Below are 23,330 nucleotides of genomic sequence, written 5' to 3'. Positions count from 1 at the left end.
GAATGTGCCTGAAATAGTGGATGAATCTGTCAAAGAACAAAAATATGAACAGCTGAGTTTGTTTTGAAATTAACATATACAAGTTTAGTTTTTTATAGCTCTGTAGTGAATTGAAAGTATTATTCATAAGTACAGTTAATAAATAAAAAAACCGACATTTAGTCGGTAATGTTTCTTTATCAATATTGGTTAATAAAGAATAAAAACCAAACTGCGTGATTCTGTTCGTCTGAAGCATTGGAACTAAATTGATTACTAATATAAGGAATATTATATTCTCTAGCAACACGGTGATAAAATTCAACTGCTTCTTGTTCATCTTTAAATGCAGTTAGGATACCACTCTTAAAATTCTGTGGTAATGTTTCGTTTATCTGTGGAGATGGTTGTTGACCAGTTAGGTAAGTATAGGTATAAACAAAACCTTGGAAATGTCTCATTTCATCTTTTCGTATTTCTAGTATACGATTTTTAACTTCTTCATTTGGAGCAAGTTGTGCTAAATGCTTATAAAATCGAATAGCATTATATTCGCCATTAATGGCTTTATTAAGGTCGAGAATTAATCTATTGTTTAAAGTTTGTTGTACATTGTATTGCAAATGTTTACCCTCCTTTTTACTTATTATTTTCAATGTCATTTTTAAAAGTATTTAGGAAAAATTAGGTTATTTCATTAATTTTTTTACTTGTTTTAGTTCGTTTATTAAATAATCTATTTGCTTCTGAAGATCTTCTACTTCTTTAGATTGGTCACTATTTTTGGCTTGAGGATTCTCGTTATTTGATTTTTCTAGAGCATTTAATGCTAAACCAGCTGCAACAGCAGAAAGACCATCGCCCAGAGTTGCAATTGAGGCCCCAATATAGGCAAGTCTTGCTATCTGAATTTCTGTAGTCACAGAAGGTTGTTGTGGATTATTTTTATTCATTTTAATTAATATCCCCTTTACTTTCATAGTGATGAATTACCTCAAACGTATTCTATGTATTTCAGTATAGAAAGGTGACGACAAAAATTGACTGTAGGGTTTTACTCAAAGCCTCGATCAGAGAGAAATTGAAAGGGGAAATGAATAATACGAAAAGCCTTATAACTGAGTATAAGGCTTCCTAGATTTTAATTGATAAAATCTGTTTATAAAATTAAAGAATCGGTGTTAATTCTGAGTTCACAAATCGTTGGGCATCGATGATTACACCTGAAGCTGTTCGACCGTAAACGCTGTATAATCCGCCTGTTTGATTAGGAACAATCTCAACTTCATATTGAGCAGATCCACCTACACTTGGCGTTACAAAAGTAGAAGCGTTGGCATTAGCAGCAAAAGGTGTTGTTGATAATAATTGTCTCGTGCCGTTTAGTCTGAAAACCCTTACTACTCCTGTTAATAAACCTCCAGTGAGATTAAGAACTTTGATACGAACGCTAGATGCATTAGCTGGTAGATTTCCTGTATTTTCAATTGGCCCAGTAGTTAAAGGCATGTAATTTTCACCTCCATTTAACGAAAGATTAATAATCTGCAGATTACCTTTTCATAATATGCATTACGCTTCTACATTCATTAGACTTATTAATCAAGTTTCTTTAAAAATAAAAGCAAAGTGTGAATTGTTTAGTAGAAAGTGTAATAGAAGTGAATCTGTAAACAAAGGTGAATCCATATACAAAGACAAAATACCGTAGTAGTAACACCTAATATTGTGTAAGCGATATTGAAAATTTTAAAGATTAAACGAAAATAGAACGATTATACATTTTTAGAAGATTTATTTGGTAAAATTATGTATCGTTTAGAAAACAAATTTTGAGGTGTCAAATGGATTTAAAATTAATGGAGCAGTATAGTTGAATAACGATATGGGTTTTTGTGGTAAAATAGTAGACGGTAGGTGCATCTTAATCTTTACAGGAAAGAATAGCCAAACCAGAAGCAATAATCTTTGAGAAAGCAGCCTTAAACTAAGAGGCCCGATGTAGTTAAGTTTATGAAATGTTACAAATGTGCCAAATGGAGGGGAGGTCGGACAGGTAAATCCTTCTTCACTTGGTATTTATAAAAGCCTAAATGCAAACAATATGTGCGGGTTGTGAGAAAAATCAATGTTTCTTTAGATTCTAAGCCCCATGTATATCAGAAAATGCAATCATAACTGGATTAGTTTTAAATGTACGTGATAATACACTAACAGCTGCAGATACAGTAACGGCTGAAGAAAGTTATTAGTAGAAGCTGTGGTTTTACTGACCCCATTTCAACAGGTGTTATTGCTTCAGTAACAGGGCCAAATACTGCCGCAAACCCCAATTGCTGTGGTTCAACAACAGCTAACTATGCTATAAATAAATGTGATTTATTATCTGTCAGAATTGTAACAGGTGATGGGGCTCTTCCATTTGGAGCAGCAGTGACAGTTATGTATGTACTTCCTTCATTAATTTACAAAGCCATAACCAATAGGTGTGGCTTTTTTATTATGCAATTAACTATGAAAATGGTAATTTGTTAAATAAGTTAAACACCTTTATAATGGTGTTAATTAAATAGGATTTAAGAGGTGTTTTTATTCCATTTCCTAAGATGTTAATTAATATCTCATGTATTAAAAATATACATGGTAAAGATGACTTTATAGAGAGAAAGGAAGAGTCGTTAAATGATTAAAGACACAAACAATCAGGATGATATATTGGATACTGAAAAGATTTTAGAAAAATATATGGAGAATTTAGAATTAATTCAACAGTCATTAAAACAGCTTGAACTAGACACTTCTAGATTGCAAAGTCAGGGATTTGTTGAAATAGAAAAGTTGGCTAATGAGTTAAGTATGTTGCAGAAACTTTCAACAAGTATAGAATTTAAAGCTAAGCTTATTACATGTAATAAACATGATTCCATAGAGTCATTACCGGATGAATAAAATACAAAAGTTTATTTATACTTTATGTGTAATAGAGTTTTTTTGATAAATAAATATAGCTTTCAGATCACGTTCATTCGAGCGTGGTTTTTTATTTTCATTGAATTAAGCAACTAGCATAATGGGGTGATTACAAAACAAACAAATGAGAAATGGCTAGAGCAAGGGATCCAAGATGTGATCAAGCGTATAATATTTACAAAGCTCATAACGGTAATATAAAGCAAAAGGATATAGCTGAGCAACTAGGTGTATCTGATGGAACTATACATGGGTGGAAAAACAAAGATAGCTGGTATGATCGTCTTGAAGCGGAATCGCAAGCAACTGTTCAGTTTGATATTGTCCCAAGTGACGGTCTCAACGATAAACAGTTGCTTTTTTGTATGTATTACGTTAGATACTTCAATGCTACAAAAGCTTATCAAAAAGCATATCAATGCGACTAGATAACAGCTAATCGAAATGCTCATCGTTTGATGGTAATTGAAGGTATAAAAGAAGAAATCATGCGGTTAAAACAGCAATTAGCTGACAGTGTGATGTTAGATGCTCGTGATGTGTTGCAAAGGTACATTAATATAGCATTCGCTGATATTACGGATTATTCAGATTTTGGCAAGGTTGAGGAAATTTTAAAAGATGAAACCGGCAAGCCGCTTCTACCGTGATTATGTTGAATATGTAAATCTTAGCCATTATAAGCGCTTTTTTCATACTGAATTAATTTGTGATGTGCTCCAACGTGTGGTCGATGGTGAACAGTTATCTATATTAATAGAGATGCCACCACGACATGGTAAAAGTATGACGGTAACAGAATCGTTTCCGTCTTTTTGATAAGCGGGTAATAGCTGCTGCATATTCAGATGGGTTAGCAACCAAGTTTGGGCGTCTAAATCGTAATAAGTTTAAGTTTTCACATGATCTATTTAATGTGCAATTGTCCGAGTCCAATGCAATTTTGGTCTAAATAATTTTGCTAGAGTAGTAAAGTAATTTATGGATAACCATATTAATATTTCCTTTTTGTAATTAATCCGAATTCATATATAGCTTCTAACTTACCATTATAAAATTCTAAACTTACCCTAGAATTTTCTTCTACACCGTTTTCTCCCTTATAATTAAGTTTATCTCCATCTTTGTGCAAGGCACCGTATCCTACGATTTCTTTTACGGTTTCTTCACTCATACCTACTTTGAGCTTTCGAAACTTTTCGGGCGTAATGGTTGAGATTTGTTTTATTGGCTTTTCTTCGTCTGAAAAAAACAATTCTATGGATTGTCCAATTACTAATAATCCTATTATACTAATCAAAATTAGTGCAATTTTTTTCGGCCATCTTGATGGAGTCACTTCTCTATAATAGTAGGTTCTATTTTCTGACTCTCTTACTGTTTCCGAATGATTAAATTCTATATGAGTTTCTATTGTATAATCTTCTGATACTGCACCACAATATTCACATACGTATATTTCAGTGTTTTCTTTGTGAAATTTTTTATATGAGTTTGTAGCTAAACAGTTAGGGCAATTTTTCATAAATACCCCTCCTTACCTTTTTATTTACCATTTTGGGAAACTTCGTTATACGTGTATATAAAAAAGCACAGGTACTTAAATATTTGTGCCTGGGCTTTTTTCATTCTTTTAACAGAAAGATTGAGATAGCATAAATACCCTTGTTCATATAACAAACTTTTATTTTATAATTTAATATAGTTTAGATATCGTATCAATAATAAAATAAAGGATCATAAGTCCTATCCCAATTGCTAGAGCCTTACCTGAAGATTTTTCTTTTTGCACATCATTTTGGACTTCGTTTCGTACTCTCTCCGACACTTCTCTTGTTTTTCTCGTCGTAATATCTTCAAAAATCGTATTACAGTATTCACATTTCACAAATACTAAACCATCTCTATATACTTTCTTAAAAGGATTACTAGCTAAACAATTAGGACAATTATTCATTTGTATTCACCTCAATATATCTAACTACTATTTACCATTTTAGGTAATTAGATATGTTTTGTACATAGAAATAAAAGTCGGTCATCGGTTTTATGGAAGGGAATTAACCTAAAATGTAGGAATATCTATAAAAAGGGGTGAAGATTATGAGCTATGAAGTAATAGTGCCAGTAAAATTTTTATTCAAACGCAAGCCTGACAATGTACCAATTATAGGTTTATCAAGCTTACATTTAACACACGAAGAATATAAAGCACTAACAGACGATGTTGCTTTCAACTTTTTAAGGGCAAAGGGTTACAACGTAATCAGAATGGTCCGCAGAGAATGAAACTATCATACCCGTTGTTACAAAGTAGAATGAAACAAAAAGAGCCAAAAAGTAGTTAATGAATAATGAAGCTGTTTAAATATGGAAAGTTCATTATCTGTTCGCTTATAATTAAATAAGTGAACAGATGTTTTTTTAAAAAGGAGAAAAAATTAGTATTCAATATAGGAAGGGAAGAAGGGTACGGAAAAAGCCGTATAGTTAGTAGAAACCCTTGAAAAAGTTAGTTCAGATAATTCCTAGTAGGAGCGTGTAAAATGAATTTAAAAGAAAAGTTGATATTAATAAAAGAAAATGGGTACCAAGCACCTCCCGATAGATTTCAGTTGATACTAGAAATGATAAATAACATCGGTTCTTTGGATGCCCAACTACGTGATGAGCTAATTTATACAACCTTATCACACTGGATTCCTGATAATACTCTAACAGCAAACGAACTAGAACAACTTCTTCCGGTTGTTTTGGATAAAAGCCATTTGCTTTTTAAGCTTGGTGAAACAAATACAGACTCTGTCTTCACTCGATCTTTCTCCATGCTAGTCATACCGCTCCTCTTCACAAGGCATAGAGAATCACCATTTCTCTCAAGTGAGCAAATTCATCACATAAAAGAGAAAGTATTTTACAGTGTACAAGAAGAGCGAGATTACCGTGGGTATGACGAAGAAAAAGGCTGGGCTCATGCCATAGCCCATGCAGCGGATGCTTTAGATGATTTGGCACAATGTTCCGAACTGGATAAAAATGACCTCTTAACTATCCTCGATTTGGTTTACGAAAAGATGACCATAACAGATCGAATTTACTCCGATGGGGAAGATGAGAGAATGGTAAAATCCATAATCAGTGTTTTAAATAGAAAAATACTTAGTCAGGCTCATGTAGAGCAATGGATTCAAAGTTTCGGTGATGTGGAGAAAAATTCAGAATTTCTCCCTGCCTTTAAGCAAAAAAATAATATAAAGAACTTTTTGAAAAGTTTATACTTTCGTGTTAAATTTTACAAAGTGGATGCCACTCTCTGCTCGACTATCGAGCATACATTATATAAAGTAGAAAAAGTTTACTATTCTTAATTAAAAAAATGAGGGGAAAGCACCCCAAGTTGAAGAGATTATAGCCAGTTAGGCTTATAAAGAAAGTCACTCATTCGAAAAACAGTGAGTGACTTTTTTTGCATTATTTTCAAGTGAGTACATATTCTCTATCACCGTTGCCTAAGTTAAGTGCTGCAGGCATGGAATTCGGAAAAAAATTAGAGGGTGATGAACTGTACTTTGGTGATTTTATGGATGGTCGATATGAATGGGAGCTGAAAACAATGAAAGTTTTACTTGAGCCAGTGCCAGCTAAAGGGCAATTGAGCTTGTGGAATTGGGATGATGGGAGCAAGTGAAAGATATTGTTCAGAAAAAAGGCCAATTGGCTTATATTCCAATCAGCTTCTATTTCTTAGCTTTTTTTCCGTTTCAATACCTACACTGAAAACAGCGAAAATCATACCAATAAAAAATATGATCTGAAAGAATCTGTCTGCTGTCCAATGCCCCAAAAAGTTCATGAAAACAAAGATGATAGCTAAAATTGTTGAAACAACTTGCACAATAAAACGTAAATTTCCAGGCATTTGTATACCTCCAATTTATGTAAATTATATCTCGCTTTAAGATTAACATGAGTTGGGTGTTAAAACCATTTTTTATTACTGAACATTTTGAGGATCGTGTCAGAAAGATATTGTTCAGTAAAAGATGGGATTCCCATCTATAAGATAGTAGTGTTTAATTCGATTTGCTTTTTTCAAGTTCTTCGATACGTTTCTCTAATTTCTTAATCTTCATGTCATTAAGTAAAGCAATGATTAAAGCAATCATTGCAAAGGTAGAAGCAACGAATAAACTCATTCCGGAACCCCTAATATTTGTTAATTATATTATACAATAGGTTGTTTAATGGAACAAATTACATTGCTGATATGAATTACTGAACATTTTGAGGATTAAATAAAAATAGAGCGATTAAAGCATCGCTCTAAAAAACTCATAAAATCCCATGTTCATTGGGATAGCCCAAATAAAGAATCCAAGAAGGGCAATTGGGCCAAGCAAAAAGTTGTAAACCTTCTTTGGCAAAATACTGCCCAATAGGATTTTATAAATTACGGCACATCCTATCATTACAACTGGCAGTAAGATCAGTGGTGGTATAAAAAACAACAGACTGCCGCCACTCGATATATCTGTAAATATATCCATTGAATTACCCCTTTATGTATTTTTTGTAAATTGTAACACAAAAAAGTTACAGTGTCCTAACTGGTAAAGCAAACTAAAAAGGATGTAAGGAAATACGAAAAAAGGAAATAGACATAATCGTCTATTTCCTTTTTCATAGCTTTTAATTTTGCTTTATGTTTGGCTTTTGGAATCGAGTGATACTGCTCGTATCGGCACATTCTACATGAGCAATGAATTTTTCCTTTGCTTAATGTACCACGTACAGGCATGAACTCACTTTCTCGTAACATTACATCTTTTAAAATCGACCATTTCTTTCGAATGATTCGCTCTCTCTGATGGCGAATATAGGTTTTAGAACGATTTTTCAACAATATCAGCTCCCTTGAGAAACCCAAGCTTGCAGGGAGGTCAAGGGAAGAAACAGCACTCCCTACAAGCTTGGTTTGTAGCTGACATATAGAATTAATTGGTTCACATCATCATTCCTTTTTTGAAAAAGCCGCAGCGTTTGCACACGCTACAGCTCGAATTGGTTTATGCCCTTTTAAGACAATCTAGTAAAAGTAGTATATCACAACTTAGGAGGGCAAACCTATGTTAAAAGAAAGAACACTAACGATTACACCAGATGCTTTAGATTCAATGATTACAGACTACCACTGGATGGTTAACGCCATCAAAGAAATGCGAGCAGAAATGGTTATAGGGGCAAAAACGGCACAGTATGGGATTGAGGCTACACTACCAAAGGCAGTAGGTGGTGTAGGCGATCCAATTATGCAGGAAGCTATTAGACGTTCTAAAAATATTAAGCGTGTTGCAGAGTATGAGAAGAAGCTTTTAGAGGTTCAGAAGCTAATTGAACGAGTTAATGGCGATAGAGAAGTTCAGGTATTGAACTGGATGTTAGACGGCAAATCACAACGTTGGATAGGCCAACACATGGCTTTATCAGCAACGAGCATTAAACGTAGTAAGGATAACATTGTAAATCAAATGATGGAATGATGTAGGGGCCTTGTACCCCTACAAATAGAGTTGTTTTTATTCCATTTCTACTTGTTTCATATAATATTCTATTGCTTGATTAAACCATTTTTGTTCATCTTCAGCGAAAGGAGAAATTGTCATATATTCAAGTTCTTGAATATCCAGTTCTTCCACATTAGTATCAGCTAACTTTTGTATTAAATCGTCACCAAGAAATGAAAAAATTGAATCTAAATAGTTTTTGACCATCTCTTGTACTTTATAGTCATCTATAGGTTTACCATATAATTGTTTCATTTCTTTAGATAATTTAATAAATGTTTTATCCAAGGTAATTTTATCATCCTCTGATTTGATTGAAAGCTCTTCTTTGATGTCCGTTAAACTATGACGTTCCATCCATTCTTCGTGTTTATGTTCTACTTTCATATTGTATATAAGGCTAAATAATATCGTACTATCTACTTCTCCTTCTTCTTCGACTAACTTTATTACTCTATTAATCGCTTGGATTGATTGTTCAATTTTTTCCTTTTCACTTACTAAAGCATTTAAATGCAGAGATAAACTTTCATTCAAATCAACGTTAAAACTTGACTCATGTAACAAAATAGCTATTTTATCTAGACTATACCCTAGGAATTTTAGGCTGAGAATTTTTTGCAAGGTAATAATATCTTGAAAATAGTAAGTGCGATGCCCTGAAGAAGGATTCTTTTCGGGTTGTAGTAAACCAATTTCATCATAGTAATGCAAAGTAGGAATTGGAATTCCTGTCTTTTCAGAAAATTCACCAATAGAAAACTTTTTAACCTTATTCATCAAAATTCCTCCTATCAAAAGTATAGGTTTATCATATAACCTAAAGTAACTTGAGGTTCAAGAGGGAATTTTAAAAAGTTCTTGAAAATTTGTTGTAAAAGTTACAAATGTGATAGATGTTACAAACGTTATATATGTTACATTCGTTATAGATTAGGTGAGCTAAAAATAATAATGTAAAATGGGAGGCAGGACGGCGTGGTAAGGTTTTCCTCTATTGGTATTTATCAAAACCTAAATATTAGGGAAAGACAGACCGACGACCGGACCCGCGCTCCACAAGTTCGTTCGGAGCATGACATACATGGCCGGCTCATATTTTTAAAGAAATGTGCAACTAGCATAATGAGGTGATTACAAAACAAACAAATGATGGAGGTGGTGGTGTATGAGATATGGCTAGACCTAGAAATCCGAAACGTGATGAAGCGTTTCAAATGTGGCTTGAAAGCAAAGGGCAAGTGCTCCTGAAGGATATTGCAGAGCAGTTAGATTTATCCGACTCACAAATCAGAAAGTAGAAGAATCAAGATAAATGGGATGATCAATTGAAAGGTAACGTTACTAAATCCAATGGTAACGTTACTAAACGAAGTCGGGGGGCTCCATCAGGTAATTCCAATGCTAAGGGGCATGGTGCACCAAAGCAAAATCAGAATGCAACAACACATGGATTCTTTGCTAAGTTCTTGCCTGAAGAAACACTCGAAATCATGGAAACGTTGAACGAGCGTTCTCCAGCCGATCTAATCTGGGATCAGATACAAATACAATATGCTGCAATTATAAGGGCTCAACGTATTATGCACGTTGAATCAAAAGACGAAATCATAAAGGAGCTCAAAAAAGCAAAATACGAATATTATCCGCGTTCTAAAGAAGATGACGGAGGCGTAGAAAAGGCTGTAACTGAAGAAGAATATGAATTCCAATTCGCATGGGAAAGACAGGCGCAACTACTCACTGCTCAATCAAGAGCAATTGGGGAGTTGCGTTCTTCTATTCGTCAGTTTGTTGAGATGGCTGACCAGGACGATGAACGACGCTTGAAGCTTGAGCAGATGCAATTGTCCATCGATAAAACAAAAACCGAAATTAGCAAACTCAAAAACCCTGATAGTAATAAGCAAGAATCAGAAATTGCGAAAATGTTACGTCGTATGGCAGGTGATGAATAATGTCAGAGCTCACACCAAAACAAAAAGAGGTTATGGACTGCTTTATTCATGAAAAACCTAAAATATTAGCTGCTAGTGGTGCCAAGAGGGCAGGTAAGACATTTATTCTTATACTGCTTTTTTTAATGCATATTGCTAAGTTCGAAAACCAAGGGCTCTCTTTTATTATTGGTGGATCCACACAAGCAAGTATTCGTCGGAATGTGCTTGATGATATGGAGGCTATCTTAGGTAAAGAATTAAAGTTGGATAAAACTAATGCTGTTCATGTATTCGGTAATAAGGTTTATTGCTTTGATGGAACCAATGCGGATGCATGGAAAAAGGCACGTGGTTTTACTGCAGCAGGTGGATTTTTAAACGAAGGTACCGCATTACATGACATGTTTGTCAAAGAGGTTATCTCACGGTGTTCATATCCAGGGGCTCAAATCCTCTTAGATACTAACCCAGAAAATCCAGCACATCCAGTTAAGACAGACATTATCGATAAAGATGGACAGTTACGTATAAACTTATGGCGCTTGAGAATAAATGCAAAACGATGGAGCGAAAGTTTACGACAGCTTTACGTTACCAATTCAAAGTTTTATGTAGTGCATGGGCCAAAAAAGGTATTTGCTCAAAAGACGATTACTTGAAAGTTTGGTATGAATATAAACGCAACATTCCTATTGATTTGCTGTCCGAGGCTCAGGCATCACAAGCGTTAAAAGGATTAGTGTCAGAGCGTACTCGCCTTTCTAAGTTGTCTGTTGTTGATGATGTGGAGTATGAACTTGAAGAAATGCAGAAGGATGAACAACTGTTTGGTAATGGGCTTGAACCTTTGAATGAGGATGACGAAGATTCGAAAGAAGTTGATGAGTCATGAATCAACAGAAAATCAATCGTATCTTAGATGATTTAGAAGCTAAAGCTGAGAGGGATATTGAGATTGTTTTTGGACGACGATTAAAGACGATACTATTTCAAATGCTTGAGATGCATAAGAAGTTCGGTAAGAACGGTCAAGCTACTTGGACAGACGTTAACAAATACAATCGCTTTAATCAAGAGATGAAGTTGATTGCACAACAGTTGAATGCTGATTACAAAGAGATTATTAAACTCATACAAGCTTCAGAGGAACGACTTTATATTGAGAGATACTTACTAATGGCTTATCTCTTACAACAGTCTACAGGCGAAGAAATGGGCTTTAAAATACCATCTGTTGAGGTGATTCAAGCAGCGTTAACAAATCCTGTTGAATTTTTAACACTTCCGAAGATATTTGAAGCTCATAGGAACGAAATTATTAGGCGTTTGAACATCGAGATAGCTCAAAGCCTACAGGCTGGTGAAAGCTACACAGACATGGCAATTCGAATCGAGAACGCAATGGGATGGACAAGGAAAAAGACTATTCTTGTTGCCAGAACAGAAGGTGGTCGAGTAAGGTCGCAAGTTGACCTAGCTATTGAGGAACAGGCGAGCAAAACAGCAAAATTAACAAAGGTATGGATGTCATCACTTGATATGAGAGTTCGTAAGTCTCATAGAAAGCTAGATGGTCAGAAAGCTGATAAAGATGGCTACTTTCACTATGGCAAGTGGAAATCAAAAGCACCGAGGTTATGGGGCATTGCTTCAATGGATATCCAGTGTCGTTGTCATACGATATACATGATTAATGGCAAGCTTCCTGAATATCTAAGAGGTAGAGATTACATGGATGATACTTACCAAAAGCAATTGGCTGCACGTATTGATGCTTATATGTCTGATCAAGGGCTAACTTATAGACAAGCTTTTAACAAAGCGTATAAACAGGTTAAACCGCCGAGTGTAACGGTGCCATTTATGAGTTATGAAGAGTGGAAGAAAAAATTTAGCGCAAATTGAAGTTTGAAAGTTTCTCAAGGGTAATCAAAATTATTTTGTAATTAAGTAAGGAAAGTTATATAAGAATTTTAATCGTGTGGTAAAATAAACCATAATAACGTATGGAAATAACAAAAAACATTTAATTAGGAGGTGGATTTTATGAATGATAAGAAGAATAATAAATTACAAATTTTAGCGATATTGCTGATGATATCATTATTGGTTGGGGCATTTGTTATTTTTTACTTAGGTCATTACATGGTGGGTTCAGCTTTATTTGTAATTTTTATGCTTATTTTGAACGGTATTAGTAGTTGGAAGAAAATGAAAAATGATGAGTACATTCATTTGAAAAATTATAAAAATAATGAGAAATGGTAATTAAACTACTTATTCTGCTTTTTCAAAACTTGGTTTTTTCTCATGATATTAATCAAAATTGTTATAAACCTACACAAGTCATTCTCTTAGAATGGCTTTTTATTTTTGTCTTTCCTCTCGAAGACGTTATAAAGAACGAGAACAAATACACTATTGAACAGTTTAGGGATTCATTCGAGTAACTAAATTGGGCAAGGAGGAAATTATGAATCAAAATCCATTCAATCTTAAAACGTTAATACCTTTAGATATTCAAATGCTTGCGGGAGAAGGAGATCCTAATCCAGAGCCAACGCCTGAACCTACACCGGAGCCAGCATCAGGAGGAAACGGTCAAGGGGCTACATTGACACTTGAATCGGTTCAATCATTTCTAAACGACGATGATGAGGGTAAGAAATGGCTTCAATCATTTGCTGATACTCGAGTAACTGATGCGATTAAAACGTACGAAACTAAAACTCTTCCAAAGAAATTAGAAGATGAGATTTCCAAGCGTTACCCACCAGAATCGGAGGAAGCGAAACAGTTACGTGAGTTAAAGGCACAATTTGAGCAATCTCAAAAAGAAGCTGCGCGTGAAAAGTTGTTTAATCAAGCTTTATCTACTGCTACTGAAAAGAGCTTACCAGCAAAATTAGTTGGGTTCTTTGTAGGCGATGATGCAGAAAAAACAACTGCCAATTTAGGCATCTTAGAAAATATTAACTTTAAAGGAATTTATATCGTTCTTTCCTTATAAGAGAGTACCTGTCCAAACCTTCTTTATCTACATTTTTACGAACTGGGGCACCATTTTAAAAAAGTTACAGGTGCCCCAGCAAGTGCCCCAAAAAATACCCAGTTAAATACATTTAGATACACTTCGTTAGACAGGTATAGAAACCCTCATTAATACAAAACCTTGATATTATGCACATCAAAAAATTAAAAATATCAGGATAGAAACCAAGGTCATAAGTTATGCTTATAGTTATTTTTTTATAAACCCTTTGATTATCAAGGGTTGGGGAGGGGCTAACCGCATTGGTGCCCCAAAAAGTGCCCCATTTTAAATGAAAAATAGTGTTTTAATCGAAATTGACTATTTCACTTAGAACTTGCATTGCTCTTTTCTCTCGATCTGCAAACGAATGGGCGTAGGTTTTTAAAAGTGTAGAAGTAGTCATACCAAGGATTTTGGCAATCGTTGTTGGCGGTGTACCGGATGCAATTGAGATGGTAGCAAATGTGTGTCGTAAACCATGAGGAGAGATGAGTTTAACGTCATATAATTCATGCATTAAGATTAGCGTTAATCTAGCTGCATTTTGATTAAGAGGCTTGCATGTTTTACTTATAAAGACAAGATCATCCTCGCTATGTTGAATCCCGAAAATTAATTTTCTTTCGATACACCATTTTCTATAACGATCTAATTGTTTACTTAGTACCTCTGTCATATCAATACAGCGAATACTGTTTAGTGTTTTGGCCGAGCGCTCCCCATAAAAATCACGAGTACGATTGATGTAAATTAGATTATTCTTAAAATCTATATCGGACCAACGTAAACCTCCAGCTTCGCCACGTCTCATACCAGTAGCTGCTAGAATAGAAATTAAAGTATATCTAGAAATATCACAAGATTGCTTTACACATTTAAGTAAGTATTCTAGCTCAGTCGGAGTTAAATAATTGCCCTCGACTTCATCATTATTAATTTTTTCTATCCTAGGTAATTCAGCTTTCGCAATGCGGTTTTTATCCAAAATATCATCTTCTACAGCAGCATTAATACATCCAATGAAAAAATTATGATACATTTGAATGCTTTTTGGAGCAGCTATTAAAGATAATTTATCAATAAATTCAGATTGGTATAAACTTTTGGACAGTCGAGATAGCTTATATCTACCAATATAAGGTTTAATGTAAATTTCAATTACGTTACGATAAGTTTTAGGGGAGGTACCTTTCCACTTTGATTTTTTACGATCAAAATAAATATCTACCCATTGAGCAATTGTCATGTTTTCATTAAATATTATTTTTTCTCCACCATTTAAAACAGTAGCCTTTAATGCTGTTAATGCTTTTTCAGCTTCGATACTAGAGTTAAAGTTTTGTCTCGTTTTTTCTCTACGTACTCCAGTATGGTCATAAAATTTGTAACGGTAGGCAAATTTCTTCTTCTTGTTTGAATCATAATACCAATAAATATTTTCCTTTTTAGTACTATTAAGTTTCTTTCTAACCATATCGTCCACTTCCTATCTAACTGACCCGGACAGGTACATTGATTAGAGTTTAAGGACAATTAGAACATCACTCCTTCCACAGTAATTTGAAGCAGATAACCTATATTAAACTCACTTATGAACTGTCCTATATTCATCATCTCATATTTAGACAGGCCATATTATGCAACCTCTGCATAATCTGCTTATTGTTATATTGTGTTAATCTCCTGAAAGCAAAATCGTATTCTACGTTAAAGATTTGCGTTACTTTCATAATTGTTTGTGGTGTATGGTCGTCTATTGATATAGCCTCCAACATAAAAGTAGGAATACAAGCGTGGTACATAAAACTGTTGGCCTTGAATTCCTGGTACTCGCGAAATAGGGGATACATATGAAATTGATCACCTGTATGTAATAGGACATGTGATAGCTCATGGCAAAAGTCTTGCCATTGTAGCTGTGGCGATTGATTTTCATTAAGAAAAATATAATGCCGCCCATTAATAAATAAGGCCTGACTCTTATCTGACCAATAAAAAACTTTCAATCCCATTCTAAAAGCTACTTCTTCAACAAGCAGCAGGGTAGGGTCTGTAATGCCCAAGCGAGTGTAGAATTGTTGAACATAATCTTCAAGATGTGTATAGTGCATGTAAATCAACCCCTATAAGACAATAAAAAGAACATATGTTCCGTTATAATATACAATAAAACCCCACTTTTGGGAAGTGGGGTTAAATTCAATTATCTATCTTTTAAATAGTTTAATTTGTCAAAACTAATATATCCATCATGTTGTAGTCTGGCTAGAACTATACCAGGTAGAACATCTTGGGTTTGGGCAAAATCTCTAATGGTATGCTCATCAAAATGCATATTAGAAACAAATTGAGTATAAGCAGACTCATTAATGAAGAAGTCCCTTGCAAATTTGTTCGCTTCAAATTCTTTTTTATCAACATCATATTCTATAACTTCGTTTTCCATCGTAATGATTTGTTCACCTGGTACATAATGCAGAACTAGATGACCAATTTCATGCATTAGAGCGAACCAAGTATGATCATGCGTCTTAAATCTACCACTAATAAAAATTGCAGGTTTATTATTATAAGTTGTAACAGCCCCACGAACTTTACTATTTTCTATAGCATTATAAAAAACCAAATAAATTCCAAGACGGTTTAACAATTTTCTTGCACTTTTTAGAGATTTTTTATAATCATTATTTAACGCCAATAATTTAAAACGATCTAAAGACTCCATTAATTTTTCTTTATTATAATTAACTTTTGATAAGTCTTTATTTTGAAGATCAATTTCTTCTTTAGCTAAATTTAGCCAAATTGCAATCGCTTCTTTTTCACCTCCGTCTTCCATAAAATCAATATTTAAATTTGTATATATATCATCAAATTGTTCGAAATTATTAAGACCTAATAACTTTAACATTTCATTTGCTTGTTTATTTAAGTCCCAACCCAACCCACTGAATATTTCATTAAATTTGAATCTTTTAGCAAATGAACTCAATTGATGAGAATTATATTGACTTAATGTTAGGTTCTGATTTTCAATAAATTCATGATATTTATTTTCATAATTAATCCAATAAGATGATGGGATTTCCGGAAAAACACTTGTCAACTTTTCTGCTAGTTCATCTGTTAAACCAGCTTTTCCATCTAATAAATTTTTTAAATCTTTTTCATTAATACCTAATATTTCTGCACACTTTTGTTCATTTATATTGGAAGCTTCTAAATATTCTCTGATAATAGAGCCTATATGTACAATGAATTCGTTAGTCATTGATCTTCCTCCTTTCTTAGTGGTAGTCACTTATTGTTAAAATTTCAATTGAAGTAATTGTTTTTAAATCTAATTCATTCCAATCGCCTGTAGGCTGCAAAATAATTCTAAAGTTTTTAGAAACGTCTATACCCCAGCAATTTTCGTAATCTCCATTTAACTTATGTCTACGTGGTGGAGGGATATGAGGGATTTGTTCTAAATTATTTGCTGCACGTAATTCGGACAATCTATTTATAAGGTTTTTATAAATTTGTGTATATTCTCTTTTTATTAAACGTTCATTAGTTAAAACTTTTTCTAATTTACCTGTATTATAAGAAATATTCATTTGGAACCTCCTTTTAATAATTTTATAAACAATAATATCTATTCTTCTAAGGATTATAGACTGACATTCACACTATGTAATATAATTGTCTTAGATAGGAGTATATATAATGTTTAAAAAAAATACTTATTTTGAATACGCCCAGTCACTTTCAAATCAATACTCTACAATTCTGAGTGAAGCATTAATTGAAGAAAAGTTGTTAGAAATATTTAATGGGCAACTACCAATAGATAAAGAAAATTTTAATATGACAGCAAGAGAATTTCTAAATACCTTTTTGTTACAAAATTACCCTAATGAAACTGCAGTAAAATCAACATTTATTAATAATATTCTTTTTAAAACTAGAAATCATGTATCTATCTTTGAATTAAATGTAGGGCAGAGCAGGCTGGATTTATGTAAAATTAGCACATTTAGTACTGCATTTGAAATAAAAACAGATTTAGATACACCTCAAAGATTAAAACAGCAATTGGATGATTATTTCAAAGTTTTCGAAAAGGTGTATATTATATGTTCAATAAATAATGTTGATAATATGATTAATTATACTCCAAAAGAGTGTGGAATTTACACATACCGTATTACAAGAAATGGAAGATATATCTTTAAAAAAACTAGAACCGCCCAAAAGTCTAATAATATTTCATCATCTGCTCAATTATCGATTTTAACTAAAAGAGAGTTATCCACATATTTTACATGTCCTTATTTAGAAAATAAAGATGATATGATTGAAAGAATACTTAATACTGTCGATAATGAAGAAATTAATAAAAACTTTAAAATTTGTTTAAAAAATAAATTTCAATCTAAGTGGGAGTATCTTGTAGAGCATAGTTCAGATATATTAGAAATAGATTATCAATGGTTCTTCAAAAATAATATAACACCAGAAATAGTATACCTATAATTAGGTATACTATTTAGTTGCTTGCTCTTGTATATATCTAGTTAATGTTATGTTATTCCAAGTGGCCCAGTTTCCAAATTTAACTTGCATTTGTTCAATTTTGTTCATTGCAGTACATGCATTACTAGAATCGAAATACCAGCGTCTAAACAGCACATCATTTCTTACAAATCTATACCCTCTGACACCGATACTTGAATCATCATGTTTAATGGAATAGAAGGCATTATCACTTTTACAGTAGATTAATGCTAATGCTGTTCCTGTACCACCGCCACCTCCATCAATAGGTAAGTCATCTTTTAAACCACCGAAATCACCAAAACCATCTAGTTTATAGCGTTTATATAGGATAGAAGCCTTATTATTGATTTTTTTGTAAATTCAAGATGTTCATAATCACCATTTTTTAATTGTCTTGATCGAGGAGAATTTAATAATATTTTTTTTGCAGTAGTTTCAAAATCGCGAAAGTCCTCTAATTCTATAAACTTTGAATCAATATTTTGATTTCTTATATCTAACATAAGATAATCATTTTCTGTCAAATACTCTTCAAAAACTTCCTCAAATTCTTCAAAAACACCGTCAGTGACCCTTATTGCGATACTTGAATTAGAATCTCTTAATTGTTTAATTAATTGTATCAAATCAAATTCACTGATGTTAAATCCTTCTTTAATTGAGATAACAGGTATTAAGTTTTTATAATCTCCTATCTCTAGCATTCTGGTTTTATAGTAGGAAAAATCTCTACTTAAATGAATAGATAGTTCAACATTACTAAATGATCTACTATCATCATATTCATTTGCATAAAATTTAAAAAAATCAATAAATGCCTTTTTACCATTTAAAAATTCTTCTATTCTTTTCAACGTGATAATATCATCATCAGTTGGAGGTAATTTGATTTTATATTTCCTATTGCTATTTGGTTTTTTTTCGTATACATAATTACCTGCTTCATCGGTTTTATATCGCGTTAAATAAAAGTCTCTATAAATCTCTATCATCGGTATAATAGAGTCATTGAAATATCCGTTCATTGTCTGAATTACTCGTACTTCTTCATCACGATTTTTCATAATAGGTACATACATCTTAATCCCTCACTTAATTTAATTATTTTATAGATACTATTGCTTGCGTAAATATACCTATGTAATTTGTAAAAAAAATAATATAAAACATAAATGAATAATACTTCCAATAGTAGTGCTATTAAAGGACATGATATTATCATGTCCTTTAGATTGAAAATTTAATATACTTAGGTGCTGGGCGCTCGTGGGTATATTATTGTTTCCTTACTCAATACCTATGCGTTGCACCTTCTGACTACGTAAAAGGATTCGTCAGCTTGGCTCAAAGTTGCCATAGCATTTTGCCTTAGGTTTCCTTTGAATTCACCCAGTACTTTCTCTATAATTACTTATAGAGTGGGCATTATAATACCAACTGCGCTGTTATCAAATGCAGATGCAACTCGACTTACTGCTCCATATAACTCTGTGTTTGCAAGAGATGACTTATGGTTTCCTAAGAATTTATCCATAGCGTCACCCTCTTTTGTGAAGTTACTTACAGCACCGTAAACTGTATCATCAGCGAATGCTCTTGCAGCCATCAATTTGTTATCAGGATCGCCTTTATGCGGTCCTTTCTTTATGTTTCCATAAAGTTCAGCATACGTGTTCACCCTAAGTAGTAACTGAATTTATTACAATTCACCATTATCCTTCAAAATCTCCCACATCTTTCGAAGCTTCTCCAAATCCTCTTCCTTCGATTTCGGCAATTCTTTGTACCATTTTTCAAGGGTAGGGTTATTGGCGAAAGCCTGGAACTCAGCTTCGTCTTTTTCTTGTTGAGAAAGGGGGCAGGATTATTTGTATTACCTAGTAGGTAATCAGTTGTCGTATTTAATGAATTTGCTAAAAGTACAAGCATTTCATTAGAAGGAGTACTGTGCCCATTCTCATAATTACTGATGGTACCTTTAGTTGTTTGAACTTTAATTGCTAATTGTTCTTGTGTCATTTTTTTTGCTTTTCTGGCTATTTTCAAACGATGGTCCAACATGAAATCACTCCTTGTACAAGTAAATTGTACTATTTATTTATGATCTGTGCACAATGAAAACTAAAAGTACAAAAAAGTCATACAATAAGTATTGACGTATGAGAATCTTGTTGTTATTATTTAAGTACAAGTTATTCATACAAAGGAGGTTGTACTGAATGAAAAACTTGAATTTGATTTCTGCTAGAAAAAAGAAACAACTTACTCAAGCCGAATTAGCAAATTTGCTTAAAACTGTTAGTAAAGCTGCTATCTCTAATTGGGAAACTGGATACTCAAAACCTAGGTTGGAAGTAGCTTTGGCTGTTTCGAAAATTCTAGAAGAAGATGTAGCCTTTTTATTTGGTTATAATGTACAAGGTTCTTGTACAAAACGACCTGCTATTTCGTGAGAAATTTTATTCATCCTAATAGCTCACGAAGCGGTAGCAACGCTAATCCAACAACGAAAGGGGGTGTGAGCATGACTAAATCAAAGCGTAAAAAGAAACGCAAAGAGCAGTTTCCTTCACAGCAATTTCGAAATCTTAAAGGTTCTAAACGCGAACGAATGATTGCTGAACGAAAAGCCAAGGGTCTTTCACAGGGACAACTCGGAAAATTAATTGGTTGTTCAACTGCTCTGATTAGTCATTTAGAGGTTGGACGAGCTAATCCAAATATAGAGCTTTCAATGAAGCTAGAACAGGTTCTAGAAACACCATTTTTTGAATTGTTCCCAGACTTATAAAAAAGTTCTTGACTTGAGGTTGTCTCCTTTTTTCCAATTTTAAAGTTAAATATACTTCGTTGGATAGGTCAAACTCGTAAAAAAAGTTAGATACATCAGAATACATCAGGATAATAAGCAAGTTAATTCCAAAAATGTCAAAACGCCAATTTCTATAATAAATAGTATTAGAGAAGGAGGTCTCAAAATGAATCAATTATCAAGGAATATCCCGAGTACAGAAGTTGCAGAAATGGTCGGGCGTGACCATAACGAAGTCTTGAAAGATCTGAGACGCATTATTGCTCAATTAGGAGAGGGGAATTTACCCCAGTCCTATTTCATCGAATCTACTTATACAAATAGTCAAAACAAGCAGCAACCTTGCTTCTTGTTAACTAAGAAGGGGTGCGAATTATATGGCACTCGTATGACTGGCAAAAAGGGCACACAATTCGCGGTTAAATACATCGAACGCTTCAATGAAATGGAGCAACATATTGAAAAGCAACTATCACAAGATCCTATCACATTAGCGCTTGAATCAGCGTTAAATACGCGGAAGCAATTGCAGAGCATCCAAATGGAAGTTGTTGAAGTTAAAGAAACTGTACAAAACCTTGTTGTCACGATGCGTATTGATGGCAATCAAGAATCTCAAATCAGCAAACGTGGTCGTGAAGTTGTGATCGCCGCGTTAGGTGGTAAAGAATCGAATGCATACAAAAAAATAAGCCGTCAAGTATTTTCAGCTTTTTGGAGAGATTTCAAGAATCATTTTGAAGTCCCGAGGTATGGAGAAATTCCTAAAACACGTTTTGCTGAAAGTATCAAATTTATCTCCATGTGGCAGCCATCTACTACGCTGAGAATGGAAATTAACGCGTACAACCAACAAGCGTTAAAACTTGTTGAAGGTGGTGCCAAGTGACTGTGATTAAAAATGATACAGATATTACTCAATTGGTACTCGAGAACGCTGGTCTTACTAAAAAAGAACTATTAGAAAGGTACGACCAAATAGTACAAGCCACCATTAGGAAACGAACACTGTATTGGGATATCGATGATCTAGTTCGAGAAACTAGATTTAGTAAAGCGTCATTAGAAAAATATATTCTTTGCGATCCTCGAATTAGGGAGCACCAAAGACAACTAGGTTCAAGATACAAACGAGTTTGGTTAGCAGAACCTACAGCTAAAGTGCTCGATGAAATTTTGAATAAAGATTACTAAAAAATAACTACCCGGACAGGTATGTAGAAGAGATTGGGGCAAACAATCTCATATCTCAACTATAAAGATAACTTAATAGAGAAACCATGCGTGGTAAGCATAATATGCACTTTCTGCATAAGGAGGTGATTTCATTGCATGTAGATGTTGGAGAGTTAATCAGAAAGTGCCGCAAGAAAGCAAAATTATCGCAGGAAGCCTTCGCGGAGCTTATGCATACTACGCAATCTACGATTAGTCGAATTGAGCAAAATCTCATTGCTTGTGAAGCTAAATTTTTAGCTCGAGCAGCAGCTATTACAAATTCTCAAGACACAGTAGTAGCAGCATTATTTAGCGCAGATGCAGCAGTGCAGTTTTTACAGACAGTACCAATGTTTATAGGAGGAGGAATTTTCAATTGGATCATGTAAAGAAATTAGAGTTAGAGATAGCCGCAAAGAAAGCATGCATTGAGGATTTACAAGGAGCCATGGCATTTCATAGACAGCACGGTACATACAACTTAGCAGCTGAATGTGCTTGGCGGATTAAAAAGGCAGAACATGCTATCAGACGTTTAGAAATCCAGCTACAAGATAACAAAAATTTTGGTGGTTTAATTCAAGATTTTAGTAGGCGAGGTATTTCCCTAAAGGTGGTGAAGAAACTTGCTAATGAAAATATTAAAAGTTAATAAATGGAGTAATTTGTCATTGCAAGAACGCTTAGTGTCAGTAGGGAAGTGGTGGTCAGCATGGTGAAATGGCTAGTGAATTATTTGTATATGCCAGATGACGGCCGGGATCAAGAACATAAGGAGTTCTGTGTGAAATGCGGAATTGTCATGGTTGCTATTGGCGTACCAATCATTATTGCTTGCTGGCAATAAAAAAGCTGCTTAATCGTTGGAGCGATTAAACAGCAGATCTAAGTTTAGTCTCAATAATTATAACATATATCCTCACGTTTGCGATTTTCGACTCGCTCTCGTCAAGCAGTCTATAACCCGTTCCTCCCCTTGACGGATTGCTTTGCAGTTATAGGCTGCTTGATGGGATTCCATCAGAAAGTAGGTGATTGAAATGCGTATTGTGTACTTCAAGCGTTTATCAGATCAAAAAGAATTTCGATTTTTACAAGTTAAAAACACAGGGCTTGAAGGCGTCGCTAAAGATGGGGAAGTTGTGACATTGAAATTTGCAGAACGTTCCACTCTTTATTCACAAGCATATACAAAGTAAAAAACCACTGTTTGCGGCAGTGGTTTGAAAAAATATTTGCAAAAATAGTTACTTTGTATTTTACGCCCA

The 23,330-nt window shown here is 33.9% G+C and carries 37 protein-coding genes and 3 pseudogenes; 23 read left to right on the top strand and 17 right to left on the bottom strand.

The genetic code is table 11. The features are described from left to right. Positions 1-179: 179 nt before the first annotated feature. From NP781_RS11380 to NP781_RS11370, 3 genes are all read right to left on the bottom strand, one after another. Positions 180-602 carry a ferritin-like domain-containing protein gene (locus tag NP781_RS11380; protein ID WP_221682918.1) on the bottom strand — a complete coding sequence of 141 codons (423 nt, stop codon included), beginning with the start codon at positions 600-602 and terminating at the stop codon, positions 180-182. Between the two features lie 66 nt (positions 603-668). Next, entirely contained in the window at positions 669-932 is a 264-nt protein-coding gene (locus NP781_RS11375) for a translation initiation factor 2 (protein ID WP_255601712.1), read from the bottom strand. A gap of 214 nt (positions 933-1,146) precedes the next feature. Then, positions 1,147-1,488 carry a hypothetical protein gene (locus NP781_RS11370; RefSeq protein WP_004225235.1) on the bottom strand — a complete coding sequence of 114 codons (342 nt, stop codon included), beginning with the start codon at positions 1,486-1,488 and terminating at the stop codon, positions 1,147-1,149. 1,173 nt (positions 1,489-2,661) lie between these two features. Here NP781_RS11370 and NP781_RS11365 point away from each other — a divergent pair. The 3 genes and pseudogenes from NP781_RS11365 to NP781_RS11355 all read left to right on the top strand — a co-directional run bounded on the left by NP781_RS11365 (position 2,662) and on the right by NP781_RS11355 (position 3,768). Next, positions 2,662-2,928: a hypothetical protein gene (locus tag NP781_RS11365; RefSeq protein WP_221682916.1), complete on the top strand. Its 267-nt coding sequence runs from the start codon at positions 2,662-2,664 to the stop codon at positions 2,926-2,928. Between the two features lie 152 nt (positions 2,929-3,080). Further along, positions 3,081-3,599: pseudogene (locus NP781_RS11360) on the top strand (terminase small subunit). Beyond that, the gene (locus NP781_RS11355; protein WP_221682968.1) at positions 3,571-3,768 is read left to right on the top strand and encodes a hypothetical protein; all 198 of its coding nucleotides are present in this window, start codon (positions 3,571-3,573) and stop codon (positions 3,766-3,768) included. The pseudogene NP781_RS11360 and the gene NP781_RS11355 overlap by 29 nt, the downstream one beginning before the upstream one ends. Before the next feature lie 175 nt (positions 3,769-3,943). Here NP781_RS11355 and NP781_RS11350 read toward each other — a convergent pair whose 3' ends face one another. Both NP781_RS11350 and NP781_RS11345 read right to left on the bottom strand, forming a co-directional pair. After that, positions 3,944-4,474: a hypothetical protein gene (locus NP781_RS11350; protein WP_221682913.1), complete on the bottom strand. Its 531-nt coding sequence runs from the start codon at positions 4,472-4,474 to the stop codon at positions 3,944-3,946. Between the two features lie 171 nt (positions 4,475-4,645). Beyond that, a complete protein-coding gene (locus NP781_RS11345; RefSeq protein ID WP_221682912.1) occupies positions 4,646-4,906 on the bottom strand; it encodes a hypothetical protein in 261 nt (86 codons plus the stop codon). 146 nt (positions 4,907-5,052) lie between these two features. Between NP781_RS11345 and NP781_RS11340 the strand changes: the two genes are divergently transcribed. The 3 genes from NP781_RS11340 to NP781_RS11330 all read left to right on the top strand — a co-directional run bounded on the left by NP781_RS11340 (position 5,053) and on the right by NP781_RS11330 (position 6,637). Beyond that, complete coding sequence (locus NP781_RS11340) at positions 5,053-5,238, top strand: hypothetical protein (RefSeq protein ID WP_257522320.1); 186 nt, start codon at positions 5,053-5,055, stop codon at positions 5,236-5,238. 257 nt (positions 5,239-5,495) lie between these two features. Further along, positions 5,496-6,317 (top strand): DUF2785 domain-containing protein, encoded by an 822-nt coding sequence (locus NP781_RS11335; protein ID WP_257522319.1) that lies wholly within the window; start codon positions 5,496-5,498, stop codon positions 6,315-6,317. Positions 6,318-6,415: 98 nt separating this feature from the next. Continuing rightward, on the top strand, positions 6,416-6,637 hold the full coding sequence (locus NP781_RS11330; protein ID WP_004225265.1) for a hypothetical protein: 222 nt from the start codon (positions 6,416-6,418) through the stop codon (positions 6,635-6,637). Positions 6,638-6,679: 42 nt separating this feature from the next. Here NP781_RS11330 and NP781_RS11325 read toward each other — a convergent pair whose 3' ends face one another. The 4 genes from NP781_RS11325 to NP781_RS11310 all read right to left on the bottom strand — a co-directional run bounded on the left by NP781_RS11325 (position 6,680) and on the right by NP781_RS11310 (position 7,849). Beyond that, a complete protein-coding gene (locus NP781_RS11325; RefSeq protein WP_257522318.1) occupies positions 6,680-6,868 on the bottom strand; it encodes a hypothetical protein in 189 nt (62 codons plus the stop codon). Between the two features lie 154 nt (positions 6,869-7,022). Beyond that, the gene (locus NP781_RS11320; protein WP_004230338.1) at positions 7,023-7,145 is read right to left on the bottom strand and encodes a hypothetical protein; all 123 of its coding nucleotides are present in this window, start codon (positions 7,143-7,145) and stop codon (positions 7,023-7,025) included. A gap of 114 nt (positions 7,146-7,259) precedes the next feature. Beyond that, positions 7,260-7,496 carry a hypothetical protein gene (locus NP781_RS11315; protein ID WP_257522317.1) on the bottom strand — a complete coding sequence of 79 codons (237 nt, stop codon included), beginning with the start codon at positions 7,494-7,496 and terminating at the stop codon, positions 7,260-7,262. Between the two features lie 56 nt (positions 7,497-7,552). Then, the gene (locus NP781_RS11310) at positions 7,553-7,849 is read right to left on the bottom strand and encodes a hypothetical protein (protein WP_257522316.1); all 297 of its coding nucleotides are present in this window, start codon (positions 7,847-7,849) and stop codon (positions 7,553-7,555) included. A gap of 226 nt (positions 7,850-8,075) precedes the next feature. On the opposite strand from NP781_RS11310, the gene NP781_RS11305 reads away from it, so the two are divergent. Beyond that, on the top strand, positions 8,076-8,489 hold the full coding sequence (locus NP781_RS11305) for a LuxR C-terminal-related transcriptional regulator (protein ID WP_257522315.1): 414 nt from the start codon (positions 8,076-8,078) through the stop codon (positions 8,487-8,489). Positions 8,490-8,525: 36 nt separating this feature from the next. Here NP781_RS11305 and NP781_RS11300 read toward each other — a convergent pair whose 3' ends face one another. Beyond that, entirely contained in the window at positions 8,526-9,293 is a 768-nt protein-coding gene (locus NP781_RS11300) for a MerR family transcriptional regulator (RefSeq protein WP_257522314.1), read from the bottom strand. Between the two features lie 395 nt (positions 9,294-9,688). Here NP781_RS11300 and NP781_RS25630 point away from each other — a divergent pair, with 395 nt between their 5' ends. The 7 genes and pseudogenes from NP781_RS25630 (at position 9,689) to NP781_RS11270 (ending at position 13,463) form a co-directional block, all read left to right on the top strand. Continuing rightward, positions 9,689-9,814: a phage terminase small subunit-related protein gene (locus tag NP781_RS25630; protein WP_373880545.1), complete on the top strand. Its 126-nt coding sequence runs from the start codon at positions 9,689-9,691 to the stop codon at positions 9,812-9,814. A 27-nt stretch (positions 9,815-9,841) separates the two neighbouring features. Beyond that, the gene (gene terS, locus NP781_RS11295; RefSeq protein WP_373880544.1) at positions 9,842-10,471 is read left to right on the top strand and encodes a phage terminase small subunit; all 630 of its coding nucleotides are present in this window, start codon (positions 9,842-9,844) and stop codon (positions 10,469-10,471) included. Continuing rightward, positions 10,471-11,010: pseudogene (locus NP781_RS11290) on the top strand (PBSX family phage terminase large subunit); the annotation flags it as partial. The gene terS and the pseudogene NP781_RS11290, both read left to right, overlap by 1 nt. Continuing rightward, the gene (locus NP781_RS11285) at positions 10,989-11,345 is read left to right on the top strand and encodes a phage portal protein (RefSeq protein WP_221682902.1); all 357 of its coding nucleotides are present in this window, start codon (positions 10,989-10,991) and stop codon (positions 11,343-11,345) included. The pseudogene NP781_RS11290 and the gene NP781_RS11285, both read left to right, overlap by 22 nt. Next, complete coding sequence (locus tag NP781_RS11280; RefSeq protein WP_257522313.1) at positions 11,342-12,358, top strand: phage head morphogenesis protein; 1,017 nt, start codon at positions 11,342-11,344, stop codon at positions 12,356-12,358. The genes NP781_RS11285 and NP781_RS11280 overlap by 4 nt, the downstream gene beginning before the upstream one ends. A gap of 141 nt (positions 12,359-12,499) precedes the next feature. Then, on the top strand, positions 12,500-12,721 hold the full coding sequence (locus NP781_RS11275) for a hypothetical protein (RefSeq protein WP_066036394.1): 222 nt from the start codon (positions 12,500-12,502) through the stop codon (positions 12,719-12,721). A gap of 205 nt (positions 12,722-12,926) precedes the next feature. Beyond that, positions 12,927-13,463, top strand: a complete 537-nt coding sequence (locus NP781_RS11270; RefSeq protein WP_257522312.1) for a DUF4355 domain-containing protein — start codon at positions 12,927-12,929, stop codon at positions 13,461-13,463. A 328-nt stretch (positions 13,464-13,791) separates the two neighbouring features. Here the strand turns inward: NP781_RS11270 and NP781_RS11265 are convergent, their stop codons facing one another. The 4 genes from NP781_RS11265 to NP781_RS11250 all read right to left on the bottom strand — a co-directional run bounded on the left by NP781_RS11265 (position 13,792) and on the right by NP781_RS11250 (position 17,089). Next, positions 13,792-14,961, bottom strand: coding sequence for a tyrosine-type recombinase/integrase (locus NP781_RS11265; RefSeq protein ID WP_257522311.1), 1,170 nt, complete (start codon positions 14,959-14,961; stop codon positions 13,792-13,794). Between the two features lie 136 nt (positions 14,962-15,097). Next, positions 15,098-15,598: an ImmA/IrrE family metallo-endopeptidase gene (locus NP781_RS11260; RefSeq protein ID WP_257522310.1), complete on the bottom strand. Its 501-nt coding sequence runs from the start codon at positions 15,596-15,598 to the stop codon at positions 15,098-15,100. A 92-nt stretch (positions 15,599-15,690) separates the two neighbouring features. Next, positions 15,691-16,758 carry an ImmA/IrrE family metallo-endopeptidase gene (locus tag NP781_RS11255; RefSeq protein ID WP_257522309.1) on the bottom strand — a complete coding sequence of 356 codons (1,068 nt, stop codon included), beginning with the start codon at positions 16,756-16,758 and terminating at the stop codon, positions 15,691-15,693. Between the two features lie 16 nt (positions 16,759-16,774). Next, a complete protein-coding gene (locus NP781_RS11250) occupies positions 16,775-17,089 on the bottom strand; it encodes a type II toxin-antitoxin system RelE/ParE family toxin (RefSeq protein WP_257522308.1) in 315 nt (104 codons plus the stop codon). A gap of 109 nt (positions 17,090-17,198) precedes the next feature. Here NP781_RS11250 and NP781_RS11245 point away from each other — a divergent pair, with 109 nt between their 5' ends. Further along, a complete protein-coding gene (locus NP781_RS11245; RefSeq protein WP_257522307.1) occupies positions 17,199-18,008 on the top strand; it encodes a sce7726 family protein in 810 nt (269 codons plus the stop codon). 329 nt (positions 18,009-18,337) lie between these two features. Here the strand turns inward: NP781_RS11245 and NP781_RS11240 are convergent, their stop codons facing one another. The 3 genes and pseudogenes from NP781_RS11240 to NP781_RS11230 all read right to left on the bottom strand — a co-directional run. Further along, positions 18,338-19,111, bottom strand: coding sequence for a beta family protein (locus tag NP781_RS11240; protein WP_257522306.1), 774 nt, complete (start codon positions 19,109-19,111; stop codon positions 18,338-18,340). Between the two features lie 332 nt (positions 19,112-19,443). Continuing rightward, the gene (locus NP781_RS11235; protein ID WP_237898084.1) at positions 19,444-19,638 is read right to left on the bottom strand and encodes a hypothetical protein; all 195 of its coding nucleotides are present in this window, start codon (positions 19,636-19,638) and stop codon (positions 19,444-19,446) included. Between the two features lie 224 nt (positions 19,639-19,862). After that, positions 19,863-20,093 (bottom strand): annotated as a pseudogene (locus tag NP781_RS11230) (helix-turn-helix domain-containing protein); the annotation flags it as partial. A gap of 158 nt (positions 20,094-20,251) precedes the next feature. Between NP781_RS11230 and NP781_RS11225 the strand changes: the two are divergent. From NP781_RS11225 to NP781_RS11190, 8 genes are all read left to right on the top strand, one after another. Further along, positions 20,252-20,485: a helix-turn-helix transcriptional regulator gene (locus NP781_RS11225; RefSeq protein ID WP_257522305.1), complete on the top strand. Its 234-nt coding sequence runs from the start codon at positions 20,252-20,254 to the stop codon at positions 20,483-20,485. A gap of 71 nt (positions 20,486-20,556) precedes the next feature. Beyond that, complete coding sequence (locus tag NP781_RS11220) at positions 20,557-20,823, top strand: helix-turn-helix transcriptional regulator (protein ID WP_237898081.1); 267 nt, start codon at positions 20,557-20,559, stop codon at positions 20,821-20,823. Positions 20,824-21,010: 187 nt separating this feature from the next. After that, complete coding sequence (locus tag NP781_RS11215) at positions 21,011-21,733, top strand: Rha family transcriptional regulator (protein ID WP_257522304.1); 723 nt, start codon at positions 21,011-21,013, stop codon at positions 21,731-21,733. Then, positions 21,730-22,038 (top strand): hypothetical protein, encoded by a 309-nt coding sequence (locus NP781_RS11210; protein WP_257522303.1) that lies wholly within the window; start codon positions 21,730-21,732, stop codon positions 22,036-22,038. The genes NP781_RS11215 and NP781_RS11210 overlap by 4 nt, the downstream gene beginning before the upstream one ends. 134 nt (positions 22,039-22,172) lie before the next feature. Then, on the top strand, positions 22,173-22,451 hold the full coding sequence (locus tag NP781_RS11205) for a helix-turn-helix domain-containing protein (RefSeq protein ID WP_237898078.1): 279 nt from the start codon (positions 22,173-22,175) through the stop codon (positions 22,449-22,451). After that, complete coding sequence (locus NP781_RS11200) at positions 22,439-22,714, top strand: hypothetical protein (protein ID WP_257522302.1); 276 nt, start codon at positions 22,439-22,441, stop codon at positions 22,712-22,714. The genes NP781_RS11205 and NP781_RS11200 overlap by 13 nt, the downstream gene beginning before the upstream one ends. Before the next feature lie 60 nt (positions 22,715-22,774). Next, positions 22,775-22,909, top strand: a complete 135-nt coding sequence (locus NP781_RS11195; protein ID WP_255409617.1) for a hypothetical protein — start codon at positions 22,775-22,777, stop codon at positions 22,907-22,909. A gap of 193 nt (positions 22,910-23,102) precedes the next feature. Next, positions 23,103-23,261, top strand: a complete 159-nt coding sequence (locus NP781_RS11190) for a hypothetical protein (RefSeq protein ID WP_257522301.1) — start codon at positions 23,103-23,105, stop codon at positions 23,259-23,261. The last annotated feature ends 69 nt before the right edge of the window (positions 23,262-23,330 follow it).

Origin of the sequence: Lysinibacillus sp. FN11 (assembly GCF_024628845.1) — a bacterium.
Taxonomy (GTDB): Bacteria; Bacillota; Bacilli; order Bacillales_A; family Planococcaceae; genus Lysinibacillus; species Lysinibacillus capsici.
Note: the sequence above shows the minus strand (reverse complement) of the source record. Positions and strands in the feature narration are given on the sequence as shown.